This is a genomic window from Pseudomonas sp. Larv2_ips (assembly GCF_963879675.1).
Classification (GTDB): domain Bacteria; phylum Pseudomonadota; class Gammaproteobacteria; order Pseudomonadales; family Pseudomonadaceae; genus Aquipseudomonas.
The window spans coordinates 1,189,467-1,207,490 of record NZ_CAWOAW010000027.1; the positions used below are offsets into that span (position 1 = coordinate 1,189,467).

General features: G+C 60.9%; 14 protein-coding genes. 7 read left to right on the top strand and 7 right to left on the bottom strand.

Annotated elements, in window-relative coordinates:
• Positions 1-80: 80 nt before the first annotated feature.
• The 3 genes from AACV02_RS22385 to AACV02_RS22395 all read right to left on the bottom strand — a co-directional run bounded on the left by AACV02_RS22385 (position 81) and on the right by AACV02_RS22395 (position 3,555).
• Positions 81-809: an aspartate/glutamate racemase family protein gene (locus AACV02_RS22385; protein WP_106576279.1), complete on the bottom strand. Its 729-nt coding sequence runs from the start codon at positions 807-809 to the stop codon at positions 81-83.
• Positions 810-822: 13 nt separating this feature from the next.
• On the bottom strand, positions 823-2,352 hold the full coding sequence (locus AACV02_RS22390) for an NCS1 family nucleobase:cation symporter-1 (protein WP_119742075.1): 1,530 nt from the start codon (positions 2,350-2,352) through the stop codon (positions 823-825).
• A 468-nt stretch (positions 2,353-2,820) separates the two neighbouring features.
• Positions 2,821-3,555, bottom strand: coding sequence for a phosphoadenylyl-sulfate reductase (locus tag AACV02_RS22395; protein ID WP_106576281.1), 735 nt, complete (start codon positions 3,553-3,555; stop codon positions 2,821-2,823).
• A gap of 152 nt (positions 3,556-3,707) precedes the next feature.
• Here AACV02_RS22395 and thrH point away from each other — a divergent pair, with 152 nt between their 5' ends.
• Positions 3,708-4,325, top strand: a complete 618-nt coding sequence (thrH, locus tag AACV02_RS22400) for a bifunctional phosphoserine phosphatase/homoserine phosphotransferase ThrH (protein ID WP_119742077.1) — start codon at positions 3,708-3,710, stop codon at positions 4,323-4,325.
• 219 nt (positions 4,326-4,544) lie between these two features.
• Here thrH and pabB read toward each other — a convergent pair whose 3' ends face one another.
• From pabB to rloA, 4 genes are all read right to left on the bottom strand, one after another.
• Positions 4,545-5,888 (bottom strand): aminodeoxychorismate synthase component I, encoded by a 1,344-nt coding sequence (gene pabB / locus AACV02_RS22405; protein WP_119742079.1) that lies wholly within the window; start codon positions 5,886-5,888, stop codon positions 4,545-4,547.
• A gap of 177 nt (positions 5,889-6,065) precedes the next feature.
• Positions 6,066-7,052, bottom strand: coding sequence for an alpha-L-glutamate ligase-like protein (locus tag AACV02_RS22410; RefSeq protein WP_106576284.1), 987 nt, complete (start codon positions 7,050-7,052; stop codon positions 6,066-6,068).
• On the bottom strand, positions 7,052-8,584 hold the full coding sequence (rloB, locus tag AACV02_RS22415) for an osmotic stress tolerance membrane protein RloB (RefSeq protein WP_106576285.1): 1,533 nt from the start codon (positions 8,582-8,584) through the stop codon (positions 7,052-7,054). Before rloB ends, AACV02_RS22410 begins: the two co-directional genes overlap by 1 nt.
• A gap of 5 nt (positions 8,585-8,589) precedes the next feature.
• Positions 8,590-9,126 carry a retropepsin-like aspartic peptidase RloA gene (gene rloA, locus AACV02_RS22420; protein ID WP_119742081.1) on the bottom strand — a complete coding sequence of 179 codons (537 nt, stop codon included), beginning with the start codon at positions 9,124-9,126 and terminating at the stop codon, positions 8,590-8,592.
• Between the two features lie 270 nt (positions 9,127-9,396).
• On the opposite strand from rloA, the gene AACV02_RS22425 reads away from it, so the two are divergent.
• The 6 genes from AACV02_RS22425 (at position 9,397) to prpD (ending at position 17,901) form a co-directional block, all read left to right on the top strand.
• Positions 9,397-10,092: a GntR family transcriptional regulator gene (locus tag AACV02_RS22425; protein ID WP_119742083.1), complete on the top strand. Its 696-nt coding sequence runs from the start codon at positions 9,397-9,399 to the stop codon at positions 10,090-10,092.
• Between the two features lie 11 nt (positions 10,093-10,103).
• Positions 10,104-10,997 (top strand): methylisocitrate lyase, encoded by an 894-nt coding sequence (gene prpB, locus AACV02_RS22430; protein WP_025854214.1) that lies wholly within the window; start codon positions 10,104-10,106, stop codon positions 10,995-10,997.
• 67 nt (positions 10,998-11,064) lie between these two features.
• Positions 11,065-12,192 (top strand): bifunctional 2-methylcitrate synthase/citrate synthase, encoded by a 1,128-nt coding sequence (gene prpC / locus AACV02_RS22435; protein ID WP_119742085.1) that lies wholly within the window; start codon positions 11,065-11,067, stop codon positions 12,190-12,192.
• 199 nt (positions 12,193-12,391) lie between these two features.
• Complete coding sequence (acnD, locus tag AACV02_RS22440; RefSeq protein WP_119742087.1) at positions 12,392-14,986, top strand: Fe/S-dependent 2-methylisocitrate dehydratase AcnD; 2,595 nt, start codon at positions 12,392-12,394, stop codon at positions 14,984-14,986.
• Between the two features lie 10 nt (positions 14,987-14,996).
• On the top strand, positions 14,997-16,187 hold the full coding sequence (prpF, locus tag AACV02_RS22445) for a 2-methylaconitate cis-trans isomerase PrpF (RefSeq protein ID WP_119742089.1): 1,191 nt from the start codon (positions 14,997-14,999) through the stop codon (positions 16,185-16,187).
• 229 nt (positions 16,188-16,416) lie between these two features.
• A complete protein-coding gene (prpD, locus tag AACV02_RS22450) occupies positions 16,417-17,901 on the top strand; it encodes a 2-methylcitrate dehydratase (RefSeq protein WP_119742091.1) in 1,485 nt (494 codons plus the stop codon).
• Positions 17,902-18,024: the final 123 nt, after the last annotated feature.

An 18,024-nucleotide genomic window follows, 5' to 3' on the forward strand; every position in this document is an offset into this window, starting at 1 on the left:
ATCGCGGGCAAGCCCGGCGCCCACTTTTAATCGCATTCCCCTGTGGGCGTCGGGCTTGCCCGCGATGCAGGCGAAGCGGTCTACCGGCCGAACTGACCCGGCCAGCCAATCACTTTCTTCGGCCTCGGCGTGGCATACGTCCTGATCTTCGACGTCGACAACCCCAGCCGCACCAGCGATTCGGCAATGGTCACCGCGGCCGTCACCCCATCCACCACCGGCACGCCGGTGCGCTGGCGAATCTGTTCATCCAGCCCGGCCATGCCGCCGCAGCCCAGGCAGATCACCTCGGCCTTGTCTTCGTGAATGGCCCGTTCCGCCTGACGCACGATGGCTTCCATCGCCGCCAGCGGGTCTTCTTCCAGTTCCAGGACTGCCATGCCACTGGCGCGTACCGAGGCGCAGCGCTGGTACAGGCCGGCGAGTTTCAGGCGGTCTTCAATCAAGGGTACGGTGCGATCCAGGGTGGTGACTACTGAATAGGCATGTCCCAGGAACATTGCTGTGCTGGCGGCTGCTTCCGTGATGTCCACCACTGGCACGTTCAACAGCTCCTGCAACCCTTCACGGCCATGTTCGCCATAGCCGGCCTGGATCACCGCATCAAACGGCTGGTCGTAGGCCATCACGCGGTCCATCACCGCGATGGCGGCCAGGTAGCTTTCGAAATTGCCTTCCACTGATTCGGCGCCGAAGTACGGCGTGAGCCCGACAATCTCAGTGCCTGGCGAGGCGACGGCGCGCGCCTGCTGGGCAATGGTTTCAGTGATGGATTCGGTGGTGTTGACGTTGACCACGAGGATACGCATGGAATGTCCTTGATTAATGACTGACGTTATCGACTGCAATGCTTTCGCCGCTGACATCGGCGTAGTGCGGCCGACGCTTGGCGATCAAGAGGTACAACAGCCCTGCAATACCGGCGCCAAACAGCCAGGAAAACGGGGCGACGCTGGCAAAACCGGGCAACAGCGCCAGCAGAATTGCGATCACCGCTGCGGGAATAAACGCCGCGACAGCACGTAAATTGGCTCCGCGGCTGTAGTAATAAACGCCATTGGGGTCTTCGCTATACAACTGCAATACGTCCACCTGGCTTTTACGGATCAGCCAGTAATCGACCATGATCACCCCGTAAAGCGGCCCCAGCAGTGCGCCCAGGCCCGAGAGGAAATACACGATCACCAGCGGGCTGTTGTAGAGGTTCCACGGCAGGATCAGCACTGCCAGCGTGGCGCTGATCAACCCGGCGCGCCGAAAGTTCAGGTACTTGGGCGCCAGGTTGCTGAGCACAAACGCGGGGGCGACGAAGTTGGCCATGATGTTGACGGCCACGGTAACGATCAGGAAGGCCAGGCAGCCGAGCACCAGGAAGAAGGTATTGGGAATGGCTGCGATGATTTCGGTCGGGCTTTCGATCACCCGGCCATTGAGCTGGAACTGCCCGCCGCAGAGCAGCACGGTGATTGCGGCAAACACCAGGATATTCACCGGCAAGCCCCAGAAGTTGCCGACCAGAATGGTCTTGCGGCAGGGAGAGGAGCGGGCGAAGTCGCAGAAATTGAGGATCAGCGTGCCGTAGATCGTCAGCCACAACGCGCCACCGGCAAAGATATTGCGCCACATCTCGCCGCCGCTCAGCGGCTCGCGGATCGACCAGGCAATATTGCCGCCGACCTGGAAGTACATCCAACCGGCCAGCGAGGCCACCGTCACCAGAATCACCGGCCCGGCGAACGCCTCGTAGCGGCGCACCATTTCCATGCCGTAAGCCAGGATCACCAGCTGCACAAACCAGATCGCCACGAAACACGCCCAACCGAGGGTCGACAGGCCGAGGATGGAGTTGTGGTCATAGTCGGCAAATCCTGGATGAATGGCCGACAGCAGCACGCGGAAAACCACCGAGGCCAGGTAGGTCTGGATACCAAACCAGGCAATCGCAATGACCGCACGAATCAGCGCCGGAATCTGTGCACCGTGGATGCCGAAACTGATGCGGCTGATCACCGGGAAGGGCACTCCGGTCTTCTGGCCCATAAACCCCGACAAGTTCATGAAGAAGTACACCAGCGCTGCGCCGATCCCCAGCGACATCAGAATCTGCCAGCCGCCAAGGCCCAAGGCATACAGGCCGATGGCAAACGAATAGTTGGCGATGTTGTGCACGTCATTGGTCCACAGCGCAAAAATGCTGTAGCGGCCCCAACGTCGGCCTTCAACCTTGGTGGGCGCCAGGTCTTTGTTGTGCAAGCGCGGGCTGAGCACGAGCGGGCCGGGGCTTGCGGCCACAGGGTTCAGGACGGAGGAGGGCAGATCCAGTGCGATGTTATTCGAGAGGCTTGTACGCATTCCGGCAGGCTCCGGCGCATCTGCTGCAACGTCGCAGATGGCAAAGTGTATGTAGGTTTTGTATTTATTGTATACAAAGCGTAAATCACCTTAAGCCACATGCGTGCCAGTTTTCGATCTATAAAAACGGTGTTTAATTTCGTTTTTACTGATTATTAAAATAACTATCTGAATTTAAAGCGATATAAATTGACCGTTTGAACAGGTATTTATTTTTTAATGGAGAGGCGCGCTATTGGATAGGCAAACAGCACGTGGGGAGGGGTGTTACGTTTTGGTGCGGTTAAATATGAATTGCACACATAAATGGCACCGATAGTTACATAGGTGTGTACAAAATTTTGTCCCTCACAAAGCAAATGTGGGAGCGGGCTTGCCCGCGATAGCGATCTATCAGCCAACAATTCATTGACTGACACACCCTCATCGCGAGCAAGCCCACTCCCACATTTTTTACTGCGACAGACCTCAGGCCTTGCTGATGATATTCCCGGCGTGCAGCCCGCATTCCTTCTGCGTGGCTTCTTCCCACCACCAGCGGCCTTCACGCTCATGCTGGTTCGGCAATACTGGCCGGGTGCACGGCTCGCAGCCGATGCTGATAAACCCGCGCTCATGCAGGCTGTTGTACGGCAGCTCAAGCATGCGGATGTAACCCCAGACTTCCTCGCTGGTCATTTGCGCCAGTGGGTTGAATTTGTACAGGGTACGCTCGGGTGTAGAGAACGCCGTGTCAATTTCCAACGCCGCCACCTGGCTGCGGGTGCCGGGGCTCTGGTCACGGCGTTGGCCGGTGGCCCAGGCGCTCACGCCGGACAGTTTGCGTCGCAGCGGTTCGATTTTGCGCACACCGCAGCACTCGCCATGGCCATCCTTGTAGAAACTGAACAGGCCCTTTTCCTTGACGAAGGGTTCCAGTTTGCTCTGGTCCGGCGAGATCAGCTCGATGTCGATCTTGTAGAACTCGCGCACCTGCTCGATGAACCGGTAGGTTTCCGGGTGCAGGCGCCCGGTGTCGAGGCTGAACACCTTGACGTTCTTGTTCAGCTTCCAAGCCATGTCTACCAGCACCACGTCCTCGGCGCCGCTGAAGGAAATCCACAGGTCGTCACCGAACTGGCTGAACGCCAGTTTGAGAATGTCCTGGGCGGATTTGTTGGCGTAAGTCGTGGCGAGTTCAACGACGTCGAAGGCTTGGTTCATCAGGACGGTTCCTACAGGTCAGTGGCGCTGAGCGCTCTATAGGGAAGCGATGGTACCAAAATCCGCCCTGCGTTGCGGCGCAGAGCTTGAGTCGCTAGAGTTCGGCAGTCCTTTTGCTCGCTCAACTAACAACATCTAAATGGGAGTGTCTTGTGGAAATTGCCTGTCTTGACCTGGAAGGGGTGCTGGTTCCGGAAATCTGGATCGCCTTCGCCGAAAAAACCGGTATTGAATCCCTGCGCGCCACGACCCGCGACATTCCCGACTACGACGTGCTGATGAAGCAACGCCTGCGCATCCTCGACGAGCATGGGCTCAAGCTTGCCGACATCCAGGAAGTGATTGCCACCCTTGAGCCGCTGGACGGTGCCATCGAGTTCGTCAACTGGCTGCGCGAGCGTTTCCAGGTGGTGATCCTGTCCGACACCTTCTACGAATTCTCCCAACCGCTGATGCGCCAGCTGGGCTTTCCGACCTTGCTGTGCCACCGCTTGATCACCGACGAAAACGACCGGGTGGTGAGTTACCAACTGCGTCAAAAGGACCCGAAGCGCCAATCCGTGCTGGCATTCAAGACCCTCTACTACCGCGTGATCGCCGCCGGCGATTCCTACAACGACACCACGATGCTGGGCGAAGCTGACTGTGGGATTCTGTTCCATGCGCCGCAGAATGTGATTCGCGAGTTCCCGCAATTTCCGGCGGTGCATACGTTTGAGGATTTGAAGAAAGCGTTCATCAAGGCGTCAAATCGGGCGTTGAGCCTGTAAGTTTTTCATCGCTGCTGATGGCCCCTTCGCAGGCAAGCCCGCTCCCACATGTGATCGGGTTCACACAGTTGAATGTGTGGTGGCTGGCTTGCCTGCGACAGGGCCGGTACAGCCAGGTCAGGCCCCTGCGAGCAACCGATCATAAGGAATACTCAAGCCCTCATGCAGGCTTTTTCGGCAGCGCGGCTCTGCGTCTGAGCCTCAGGCAGGGCCGGGCTGCTACAAGCCTTCCAACGTTTGTAACAACACCCGCACTTTCGTCAGCGACTCCTGATACTCCGCCTCCCACTGCGAGTCCGCCACGATCCCGCCACCGCCCCAGCAGCACACCTGCCCATCCTTGACCAGCAAGCTGCGAATCGCGATAGAGCTGTCCATCTCGCCGCGCACATCCAGGTACACCAACGAGCCGCAGTACAACCCGCGCCGCGTGGGTTCAAGCTCGTCGATGATCTGCATGGCGCGAATCTTCGGTGCGCCGGTGATGGAGCCACCGGGGAAGCTGCCGGCGATCAGGTCGAGGGCGTCTTTGTCGTCGGCCAAGGTGCCAGTGACGCTGCTCACCAAGTGATGCACGTTGGGGTAGCTTTCCAGGCTGAACAATTGCGGCACTTTCACCGAGCCCGTCCGGCAGGTGCGGCCAAGGTCGTTGCGCAGCAGGTCAACGATCATCAGGTTTTCGGCGCGATCCTTGGGGCTGGCCATCAGCTCGGCGGCGTGGGCTGCGTCTTCTTCGGGTGTCAGGCCACGCGGGCGGGTGCCTTTGATCGGGCGGGTTTCGACGCGGCGCTCGCTGATGTGCACAAAGCGCTCTGGCGACAGGCTCAGCACGGCGCCGTCGTCCGGCAGGCTCTGGAACCCGGAAAACGGGGTAGGGCACGCCTCACGCAAGGCGCAGTAAGCCGCCCACGGATCGCCGACGCACGGCGCGCGAAAACGCTGGGCAAAGTTGACCTGGTAGCAGTCGCCGGCCTGGATGTAGTCCTGAATGCGCACGATGGCCTGCCGGTAAGCGTCGGCGGTCAGGTCCGCAACCATGGGCCCGTGCAGTTTGAAGCTGGCCTGGCTGTCGATTGCGTCAACGTTGAACAGCGCAATCAAGCGTCGTCGCTCGCTGTCGATCAGCGAAGGGTGGAAGACCAGCTGACTGCTCTGCACCTGGTGATCGCTGATCAGCGCCCAGGCATACAGCCCAAAGCGCGCGTCCGGCAGGTGCAGGTCGTCCACCGCCAAGTGCGGCATGTGTTCCAGGTGGCGGCCGAAGTCGTAGCTCAGGTAACCGATCAAGCCGCCAGCGAACGGCAACTCATAACCCGCAGGCAGCCCCGCCTCACCCAACTGCGTGAGGTTTTCGCGCAAGCGTTGCAGGAAATCACTGCCGTTTTCGTCAGGCCGTACCGTCAGCGTTTCCACTGGCCAGGCGCTGAGCAGGTCATAGCGCCCGCGTTCGGCAGCCGGGCGGCCGCTGTCGAGCAACACTGCGCCGGGAGCGTGACGAATCGCCGCGAAGTAGTCGGCGGGGTTGGCCCGGTAGGGCAGCGGGTGTACAGAACAGGTCGACATGCGGGGTGGATCAGCTGTTGGCTTGGGGGAGGCGATTGTAGTCCCCCGAAGGGTTTGGTCCTAGAGCGCGCTTTAAATGGGGCAGCGGGTTTGCTCGCGACGGCGGCGTATCAGTCCCGGTTGTGTTGAATGGCACTCCGCTTTCGCGAGCAAGCCCGCTTCCACAGTTGAGTGGCGTCAGCCTTCAACGGCGGGAATATGCCCGAACATCTCCTGCACGAATTTAACCCGCTCTTCCGGCGTTTCCGTCACGCCTGCAGCTTTCAGTTCTTCCAACCGCGCTTCCACCGCATGGGTGCGCAACGTCAGGCCGCAGTCGTTGGCAATCTGGATATTGAGCCCCGGCCGCGCGTTCAGCTCGAGGATCAGCGGGCCTTTTTCCTGGTCCAGCACCATGTCCACGCCGATGTAACCCAGCCCGCACAGCTCATAACAGCTGGCCGCCAACTTCATGAAACCGTCCCAGTTGGGCAGTTGCACGCCATCCACCGCGTTGGTGGTGTCGGGGTGTTTGGTGATGATGTTGTTCAGCCAGGTGCCGCGCAGCGTCAAGCCCGTGGCCAGGTCGACACCCACGCCAATCGCGCCCTGGTGCAGGTTGGCCTTGCCGCCGGACTGGCGCGTCGGCAAGCGCAGCATGGCCATTACCGGGTAACCCATCAGCACAATAATGCGGATGTCCGGCACGCCTTCGTAACTGATGCTCTTGAAGATCTGGTCGGGCACCACGCGGTACTCGATCAGCGCGCGGTCACGGTGGCCGCCCAGGGAATACAGGCCGGTGAGGATGCTGGAAATCTGGTGTTCGATTTCTTCATGGCTGATGATCTTGCCGGACACCGTGCGATAGCGCCCTTCAAACCGGTCGGCCACCACCAGGATGCCATCGCCGCCGGCACCCTGGGCCGGCTTGATCACGAAGTCGCTGCGCCCGCCGATGATCTCGTCGAGCTTGTCGATTTCCTTCTCGGTGGAAATGATCCCGTACATTTCCGGCACGTGAATACCGGCCGCCATCGCCCGCTCCTTGGTGATGATCTTGTCATCCACAATCGGGTACAGGCTGCGCTTGTTGTACTTGAGCACGTAGTCGGCGTTGCGCCGGTTGATGCCCATGATGCCCCGCGCTTCCAGGGCCTTCCAGGTCTTCCAGAAGCCGAACATTACGAATCAGCCTTGAGGAAGGCCTTGAAACGCACCAGTTCGGTCAGGCGGTAGCCGCGATAACGACCCATGGCCAGCATGAAGCCCACCAGGATCAACAGGACTGCCGGGAAGGTGAACACAAAGTAGATCAGCTCCGGCACGCTCATGATGATGTGCGCCAGCGAGGCGGCGAACAGCGTACCGATCGCCACTTTCAGCGCATGGTTGGCGCCGCGTTCTTCCCAGGTGATCGACAGGCGTTCGATGGTCATGGTCAGAATCACCATCGGGAACAGCGCCACCGACAGCCCGCGCTCAAGGCCCAGCTTGTGGCTGAACAAACTGATGGCCGCAATCAGCACCACCACGAAGGTCAGCACCACCGACAGCCTCGGCAGCATCTGCAGCTTCAAGTGTTCCAGGTACGACCTGAGCGACAAGCCCAGCGCGGTAATAATGGTGAACAGCACAATGCCAAAGCCCAACTGCGTCTCGCGGAACGCCAGGGCAATCAGCACCGGCGTAAAGGTGCCTAGCGTCTGCAGGCCGATCAGGTTGCGCAGGATCAGAATCACCAGCACGCCAATCGGGATCATCACCATGATCATGAAGGTCTGCTGGGTTTGCAGCGGCAGGCCGTACAGCGAGTATTCGAGGAAGTTGGCGTCGGTGTTCTCGTCGGTCAGCTTGGCCAGGCGAATCGCGTTCATTTCGCTGTTGTTCAGGCTGAAGGTCACCATGGCTTTCTTGCCGCCATCCACCGTGATCAGGTTTTCATCGCCGGTCCACCACAGCAGGCGGTCAGCGGGCAGGCCTTGCTCGCCGGTTTCCGGGTTGAAATACAGCCAGTCATTGCCATTGAAGCTGCGCAGCCATAGTTCCGGGGTTTGCGGCTGGTCGGCGACGAGGCGGATGGTGTGGACTTTTTCCACCGGCACATGGGCGATGGACAGCAATAACTCGACGATCTTGGCCTTGTGCGGCGTCGACGGGTCGCCCGCCAGCAGCAGCTTCACATTGTCGTCGTTGAGGTTGTTGGTGCGCTTGATCGCTTCGGTAATAAAGGTTTCGACGTCGGCCGAATGCTGGCGGATCGGCGCCAGCAAGGCTTCGGCGGCGATTTTCTCCGGGCCTTCCACGGCAATGCTGTCGCGGAAGGTCGGACCTTTGACCTTGACCTTTTCGCCGCTGTAACGCTTGGTCAGCACCAGGCGGTAATACAGCGTCTGGTTGCCCTTGGCGCGGCGCGCCGACCAGGTGACCTTGCGGTTGCCGTCGGTGCGGTTGACGCTCACGCCGTAGTTATTGGAGATGAAACTCTCGTTGAGGCTGACGAAGTCGCGGCTCAGGGGCGGCACGAACATCGAGATCTTCACCGGGTCTTTGGGGCTGGCGACAAACTCGACCTTGGCGTCGATGTTCCACAGGTCGTCGGTGGCGTCCTCGGTGACGGGAATCCCCAGCACGAAAATCTGGTAGGCGGTGACCGAAATACCCAACACCACCAAAATGGTGATGAGGATTTTCAGGTGCAGGGTCAGAGAGCGCATTCGGTTTACTCGGCTGTAGGAGCGTCAGCGGCGCAGGCAGGTTTGCCCGCTGCGTATTTAAGACTGGGGTCGACCAGCGCATCAAAGCGTTTCAAGGCTTCGGAGCCGATCAGCAGCGGGTATTGGAATGCGCTGCGGTCAGTCAAGTTCACTTCGATGCTGCGTAAAGCAGTGCCCATGCAGATGTCCAGGGCGATCACTGGGCGGGCGGTGTAGTTCTTGTCCTCATCGGGGTCGTAGTCACCGGCGCGGCGTTTGATTTTGCTGACGCGGGCCAGGGGGCGTTCGATGGGGTGGGAGTGGGCGGTGTCGATGGCCAGGTAGAAACGTACCCAGGATTCACCGTTGCGTTTGAAGCGCTTGATGTCGCGGGCGCTCAACGAGGCGGTCTTGGCGCCGGTGTCGAGTTTGGCCGCCACTTCCAGGTCTATGCCTGCCAGTTTCGCGTATTCATTCAGGCCATACACGGTCTTCTCGGCGGCGCCGCCAAGGCTCGGTATGCACGCTAGGCAAAACATTAAAAGGAAGGGCTTGAGTCTCATAGATCCTGAGGCGCTGCAGTGCGATGTTTAATTCAAGGCGACTGGCATTGCTGCGCAATCTCGGGTGCGCCGTTTCATCAAGTGATGTCAGGCAAAAGCGGCGGGCATTCTAACATGATGCTTTTTTGGCGCCAGCGCTGGCAGGCGGCCATGCCCCTATTCGGCGCACACGGGGTTATTAGACGATTGTCGACAATGTTGATTTATTCTTTGACTATTTTGGTCTGAGTGGCTAGTTTTTGCGGCATTGCTTTTAAAGGTGTCGACAATATGCTGGATCAACTGGAAACCCCAGTGGTGGCGCAAGACGATTCCCAGACCATGTCCGAGAACGTCTTCCGGCGCATCCAGGCCGCCATCGTCAAAGGCGAAATCGCCCCCGGCAGCAAGATTTCCGAGCCGGAACTGGCCCGCACCTACGGCATCAGCCGTGGCCCGTTGCGCGAAGCCATCCACCGCCTGGAAGGCCAGCGCCTGCTGGTGCGCGTGCCTCACGTTGGCGCGCGAGTGGTGTCCTTGAGCCATGCCGAGCTGATCGAACTCTATGAAATCCGCGAGTCCCTGGAAGGCATGGCCTGTCGCCTGGCCGCCGAGCGCATGACCGACGCGGAAATCGAAGAGCTGCGCCAGGTGCTTCATACCCATGAGCGCGACGAAGCGTTCCAGGCCGGCCTGGGCTACTACCAGCAGGAAGGCGACTTCGATTTTCATTACCGGATAATTCAAGGCGCCGGCAATCGCACCCTGACCCAAATGCTCTGCGGCGAGCTGTACCAGTTGGTGCGCATGTACCGCATCCAGTTCTCCGCCACGCCCAATCGTCCACGCCAGGCTTTTGCCGAGCACCACCGCATTCTTGACGCGATTGCCGATCGTGACGGTGAACTGGCCGAATTGTTGATGCGCCGGCATATCGGCGCCTCCAAACGCAATATTGCCCGTCACTTCCCCGACGGCACTTCCTGAAGAGGTGAGTCATGAGTTCTAACAATAAAAGTACACCCGGCCAGCGTTTCCGTGACGCGGTTGCCAGCGAACATCCGCTACAGGTCGTTGGCGCGATCAACGCCAACCACGCGCTGCTGGCCAAGCGCGCCGGTTTCAAGGCGATTTACCTGTCGGGTGGCGGCGTGGCGGCGGGCTCTCTGGGTGTGCCAGACTTGGGCATCACGGGCCTGGATGACGTGTTGACCGACGTGCGCCGCATCACCGACGTGTGCGACCTGCCGCTGCTGGTGGACGTGGACACCGGTTTTGGTTCCTCGGCCTTCAACGTGGCGCGCACGGTCAAGTCGATGATCAAGTTCGGCGCCGCCGCCATCCATATCGAAGACCAGGTTGGCGCCAAGCGCTGCGGCCATCGCCCGAACAAAGAAATCGTGTCCCAGCAGGAAATGGTCGACCGTATCAAGGCCGCCGTGGATGCGCGCACCGATGACAGTTTCGTGATCATGGCGCGCACCGACGCCCTCGCCGTCGAAGGTTTGGAATCGGCACTGGAACGCGCCGCCGCCTGCATCGAAGCCGGCGCTGACATGGTGTTCCCCGAAGCCATCACTGAGCTGGAGATGTACAAGCTCTTCGCCTCCCGCGTGAAGGCACCGATCCTGGCCAACATCACCGAATTCGGCGCGACGCCGCTGTACACCACCGAACAGTTGAAATCTGCCGATGTTTCCATCGTGCTGTACCCGCTCTCGGCCTTCCGCGCCATGAACAAGGCCGCCGAGAATGTCTACACCGCGATCCGTCGCGATGGCACTCAACAGAATGTGATCGACACCATGCAAACCCGCATGGAGCTATACGATCGCATCGACTACCACACCTTCGAGCAGAAGCTCGACGCGCTGTTCGCCGCGAAAAAATAAACCCTGTGGGGGCGAGCAAGCCCGCTCCCACACGCTCCCTGAATAACTACAAAATTGGAGAACAACCATGGCTGAAGCAAAAGTATTGAGTGGCGCCGGCCTGCGTGGCCAGGTGGCCGGGCAGACCGCACTGTCCACCGTGGGCCAGGCCGGCGCCGGTTTGACCTATCGCGGCTACGACGTGCGTGAACTGGCCGCCGATGCGCAATTTGAAGAAGTTGCCTACCTGCTGCTGTACGGCGAATTGCCAACCAAAGCCGAACTGGCGGCCTACACCGCCAAACTCGGCAAGCTGCGCGACCTGCCGCAGGCGCTCAAAGAAGTGCTGGAGCGCATCCCCGCCGACGCCCACCCGATGGACGTGATGCGCACCGGCTGCTCGTTCCTGGGCAATATCGAGCCGGAAAAAGACTTTAGCCTGCAGCGCGATGTCACCGACCGCCTGCTTGCCGCTTTCCCGGCGATCATGTGCTACTGGTATCGCTTCAGCCACGATGGCAAGAAGATTGATTGCGTGACCGACGAGCCGAGCATCGGCGGCCATTTCCTGCACCTGCTGCATGGCAAGAAGCCGAGCGCGTTGCACGAGAAGGTCATGAACGTGTCGCTGATTCTCTACGCCGAGCACGAGTTCAACGCCTCGACCTTTACCGCCCGTGTGTGTGCCTCGACCCTGTCCGACCTGTATTCCTGCGTCACCGCCGCCATCGGTTCGCTGCGCGGCCCGCTGCACGGCGGCGCCAACGAAGCGGCGATGGAAATGATCGAGCGTTTCGGCTCGGCCGAAGAAGCCGTCGAAGGCACCCTCGGCATGCTGGCGCGCAAGGACAAGATCATGGGCTTTGGCCACGCGATCTACAAAGACAGCGACCCGCGTAATGAAGTGATCAAGGGCTGGTCGAAAAAACTCGCTGACGAAGTGGGCGACAAGGTGCTGTTCCCGGTCTCCGAAGCCATCGACAAGACCATGTGGGAGCAGAAGAAACTGTTCCCCAACGCCGACTTCTACCATGCCTCGGCGTACCACTTCATGGGCATCCCGACCAAGCTGTTCACGCCGATCTTCGTCTGCTCACGCCTCACCGGCTGGGCTGCGCATGTGTTCGAGCAGCGCGCCAACAACCGCATCATCCGTCCAAGCGCCGAGTACATCGGCGTTGAGCAGCGCAAGTTCGTGCCAATCGAACGTCGCTGAATGAGGAGACCGACGAGCCGGCAATGGGCATGAGGTCAAACGTGGGAGGGGGCTTGCCCCCGATAGCAGTCTGTCAGTTGATACAGCTGGCACTGAACCACCGCCATCGGGGGCAAGCCCCCTCCCACATTTTGATCACGTTCCAATTCTGGATCTGCTTCGGTTCTTCTTTTGTAACTACCGTGACCGAGTCCTGACGATGAACACTGAATTTCGCAAACCGCTCCCTGGCAGCCGCCTGGATTTCTACGACGCCCGTGCGGCAGTCGATGCAATCGCCCCCGGCGCCTACGCCACTTTGCCGTACACCTCTCGCGTGCTCGCGGAGAACCTGGTGCGCCGTTGCGACCCGGCCACGCTCAACGCTTCCTTGAGCCAACTGATCGAACGCAAGCGCGACCTCGACTTCCCCTGGTTCCCGGCGCGTGTGGTGTGCCACGACATCCTCGGCCAGACCGCCCTGGTCGACCTTGCCGGCCTGCGCGACGCCATCGCCCTGCAAGGCGGTGACCCGGCCCAGGTCAACCCGGTGGTGCCCACCCAGCTGATCGTCGACCACTCCCTGGCGGTCGAAGCCGGTGGTTCGGACCCGGACGCGTTCGAGAAAAACCGCGCCATTGAAGACCGCCGCAACGAAGACCGTTTTCACTTTATCGAGTGGACCAAAAAGGCCTTCAAGAACGTCGACGTGATCCCGCCGGGCAACGGCATCATGCACCAGATCAACCTGGAGAAAATGTCTCCGGTGATTCAGGCGCGTGACGGCGTGGCGTTCCCGGACACCTGCGTCGGCACCGACAGCCACACGCCGCATGTGGATGCGCTGGGCGTGATCGCCATCGGCGTTGGTGGCCTGGAGGCCGAGAGCGTGATGCTCGGTCGCGCGTCGTGGATGCGCCTGCCGGAAATCATCGGCGTCGAACTCACCGGCAAGCTGCTGCCTGGCATCACTGCCACCGACATGGTGCTGGCGCTGACCGAATTCCTGCGTAAGCAGAAAGTGGTAGGTGCGTGGCTGGAATTCTTCGGCGAAGGCGCCTCCAGGCTGACCCTGGGCGACCGCGCGACCATCTCCAACATGGCCCCGGAATACGGTGCCACCGCGGCGATGTTCTACATCGACCCGCAGACCATCGCCTACCTGAAACTCACCGGCCGCGAAGACGAACAAGTGACCCTGGTGGAGCAATACGCGCGTCACACCGGCCTGTGGGCGGATGACTTGAAAAGCGCGCAATACGAGCGCGGCCTGACCTTCGACCTGTCCAGCGTGGTGCGCAACATGGCCGGCCCGAGCAACCCGCATGCGCGCGTGGCCACCAGCGATTTGGCGTCCAAGGGCATCTCCGGCCAGTGGGACGAAGTGCCAGGGCAAATGCCCGACGGCGCGGTGATCATTGCTGCTATCACCAGCTGCACCAACACCAGTAACCCGCGCAACGTGATCGCCGCCGGCCTGCTGGCGCGTAACGCCAACAAGCTTGGGCTGACGCGCAAGCCGTGGGTCAAATCCTCGCTGGCGCCCGGCTCGAAAACCGTGGCGATGTACCTCGACGAAGCGGGCTTGACCCACGAATTGGAGCAGCTGGGTTTTGGTGTTGTGGCGTTTGCCTGCACCACCTGCAACGGCATGTCCGGCGCACTCGACCCGGTGATCCAGCAGGAAATCATCGACCGCGACCTGTACGCCACCGCCGTGTTGTCGGGCAACCGCAACTTCGACGGGCGCATTCACCCCTATGCCAAGCAAGCGTTCCTGGCTTCGCCGCCATTGGTCGTGGCTTACGCGATTGCCGGCACCATCCGTTTCGACATTGAGAAGGACGTGCTCGGTCTCGATGCCAACGGCAAGGAAATCCGCCTGCAGGACATCTGGCCGAGCGATGAAGAGATCGACGCGGTGGTCAAGGCCTCGGTCAAGCCGGAGCAGTTCCGCGCGGTTTACATCCCGATGTTTGCGATTCACGAAGACACCGGCCCCAAAGTCGCGCCGCTGTACGACTGGCGCCCGCAAAGCACCTACATCCGCCGCCCGCCGTATTGGGAAGGCGCACTGGCCGGTGCACGGCCGCTTAAAGGTATGCGCCCGTTGGCGGTGCTGCCGGACAACATCACCACCGATCACCTGTCGCCGTCCAACGCGATCATGCTCGACAGCGCCGCCGGTGAATACCTGGCGAAAATGGGCTTGCCGGAAGTCGACTTCAATTCCTATGCGACCCACCGCGGCGACCACTTGACCGCGCAACGCGCGACCTTTGCCAACCCGAAACTGTTCAACGAAATGGTCCAGGAAAACGGCAAGGTCAAGCAGGGTTCCCTCGCGCGTATCGAGCCGGAAGGCCAGGTCACACGGATGTGGGAAGCCATTGAAACCTACATGGAACGCAAGCAGCCGCTGATCATCATTGCCGGCGCCGACTACGGCCAGGGCTCGTCCCGCGACTGGGCGGCCAAAGGAGTGCGCCTGGCGGGTGTGGAAGCGATTGCCGCCGAAGGCTTCGAGCGTATTCACCGCACCAACCTGGTGGGCATGGGCGTGTTGCCGCTGGAGTTCCTGCCGGGCACCGACCGCCACACCCTGAACATCGATGGCAGCGAAACCTATGACGTGGTTGGCCAGCGCACCCCGCGTGCGCAGCTGACCCTGGTGATCAACCGCAAAAATGGTGAGCGTGTCGAAGTGCCGGTGACGTGCCGCCTGGACACCGCCGAAGAAGTATCGATCTACGAGGCGGGCGGCGTGTTGCAACGTTTTGCCCAGGACTTCCTGGAATCGGCGGCGACTGCTTAAGGGGATAAAGATGGCACACGCAGCGCAAATCAAAATTCCCGCCACCTACATGCGTGGCGGCACCAGCAAGGGCGTGTTTTTCAGCCTCAAGGACCTGCCCGAAGCCGCGCAGGTGCCGGGTGCCGCGCGCGACGCCTTGCTGTTGCGGGTGATCGGCAGCCCCGATCCCTACGACAAGCAAATCGACGGCATGGGCGGCGCCACTTCGAGCACCAGCAAAACCGTGATCCTGGCCAAGAGCACCCGCGCCGATCACGACGTGGACTATTTGTTTGGCCAGGTCTCCATCGACAAGCCTTTTGTCGACTGGAGCGGTAACTGCGGCAACCTGTCGGCGGCGGTCGGTTCGTTCGCCATCAGCGCCGGGCTGGTCGACCCCGCCCGCGTGCCCCGCAACGGCGTGGCCGTGGTGCGGGTCTGGCAGGCCAATATCGGCAAGACCATCATCGCCCATGTGCCGATCACCGACGGCGCGGTGCAGGAAACCGGCGACTTCGAACTCGACGGCGTGACCTTCCCGGCCGCCGAAGTGCAGCTGGAGTTCATGGACCCGGCGGCGGAAGAGGAGGGCGGCGGTGGCTCGATGTTCCCCACCGGCAATCTGATCGACGACTTGGAGGTGCCCGGTGTCGGCACTTTCAAGGCGACGCTGATCAACGCGGGCATCCCGACGATTTTCATCAATGCCGAAGACCTCGGTTACACCGGCACCGAGCTGCAAGGCGCGATCAACAGCGATCCCAAAGCCCTGGCGATGTTTGAAACCGTGCGCGCCTATGGCGCAATGCGCATGGGCCTGATCAAGCATCTTGACGAAGCCGCCCAGCGTCAGCACACGCCCAAGGTCGCCTTTGTGGCCAAGCCTTTGGACTACGTGGCGTCCAGCGGCAAGGCAATCAAGGCCGGTGATGTGGATTTGCTGGTGCGCGCCTTGTCGATGGGCAAGTTGCACCACGCGATGATGGGCACGGCGGCGGTGGCGATTGGCACGGCGGCGGCGATTTCCGGCACCTTGGTCAACCTCGCAGCCGGTGGTGTGGAACGTAACGCGGTGCGCTTCGGGCATCCGTCCGGCACCTTGCGTGTGGGCGCGGAGGCGACCCAGGTGAACGGCGAATGGGTGGTTAAGAAAGCCATCATGAGCCGCAGCGCGCGGGTATTGATGGAAGGTTTCGTACGCGTGCCCGGCGACGCCTTTTAATCCCCGGCACCGAACCCCTGTGGGAGCCGGCTTGTGTGGGAGCGGGCTTGCTCGCGAATACGGTGTGTCAGCTACACATAAGTTGACAGGCCCACTGCATTCGCGAGCAAGCCCGCGCCCACTAGGGCAAGCGCTACCCAACACTTATAAGCAGGCAATCAGACCTGCCAACACATGATCAACCCTGACCCTGAGGATGGAACAACCCCTAACTGTTTGGAGAACTGCCATGAGCGCCAACGTCGACCAGAACAACCGCCCCGACTACGACCAGGTCCTGCAGGACATCGCCGATTATGTCCTCGATTACCGCATCGACTCCCAGGCCGCATTGGACACCGCCCGCCACTGCCTGATGGACACCCTCGGCTGTGGCCTGCTGGCCCTGCGTTTTCCCGAGTGCACCAAGCACCTGGGGCCACTCGTGGAGGGCACCGTCGTGCCGTTCGGGGCGCGCGTGCCGGGCACCTCGTTTCGCCTGGACCCGGTCAAAGCCGCCTGGGACATCGGCTGCATCGTGCGTTGGCTCGACTACAACGACACCTGGCTCGCCGCCGAATGGGGCCACCCTTCGGATAACCTCGGCGGCATCCTCGCCGTGGCCGACCACCTTTCGCAAAAGCGCGTGGCCAATGGCGACGCGCCGCTGACCGTGCGCGCGGTGCTGGAAGCGATGATCATGGCCCACGAAATCCAGGGCGTGATCGCCCTGGAAAACTCCTTCAACCGTGTCGGCCTCGACCACGTGTTGCTGGTGAAAGTCGCCTCCACGGCGGTCACCGCCAAGCTGATGGGCGCCAACCGCGAGCAGTTGCTCGCGGCCTTGTCCCATGCATTTGTCGACGGCCAGGCACTGCGCACTTACCGCCACGCGCCAAACGCCGGTTCGCGCAAATCCTGGGCGGCCGGGGATGCGTCGAGCCGTGGCGTGCGCCTGGCCGATATCGCCTTGCGCGGCGAGATGGGCATTCCGGGTGTGTTGAGTGCGCCGCAGTGGGGCTTCTATGACGTGCTGTTCAGTCACACCAACAACGACCTGGCGCTCAAGCCTGAGGACAAACGCGCGTTCCGCCTGTCGCAGCCCTACGGCACTTATGTGATGGAAAACGTACTGTTCAAGATCAGTTTCCCCGCCGAATTCCATGCGCAAACCGCCTGCGAAGCCGCAGTGACATTGCACCCGCAGGTCAAAGCTCGCCTGCATGAAATCGAGCGCATCGTGATCACCACCCACGAGTCGGCGATTCGCATCATCTCCAAAGTCGGCCCGCTGGCCAACGCCGCCGACCGCGACCACAGCCTGCAATACATGACCGCGGTGCCGTTGGCCTTCGGCAATCTGGTGGCCGAGCAGTACGAGGACGCGTTTCACGCGGCCCACCCGATCATTGATGAATTGCGCCAGAAGATGGTGATCGTCGAAGAGCCCCGCTACAGCCGCGAATACCTGGAGGCGGACAAGCGCTCCATCGCCAACGCGGTGCAGGTGTTTTTCAAGGATGGTTCCAGCACCGAGCAGGTGGCGGTGGAGTACCCGATTGGCCATCGTCGGCGTCGGGTGGATGGCATTCCATTGCTGGAAGACAAGTTCAAGGCCAACCTGGCCACACGGTTTACCGCGCAGCGCAGTGACGAGATATTTGCGTTGTGCAAGGATCAAGCGCGGCTTGAGGCTACGCCGGTGAATCGATTTGTGGACCTGTTTGTGGTCTAAACACCACCACAACACTCACTGTGTAAACCCAATCAATGTGGGAGCTGGCTTGCCTGCGATAGCATCACCTCGGTGTATCTGAAAGACCGAATTGCCTGCATCGCAGGCAAGCCAGCTCCCACA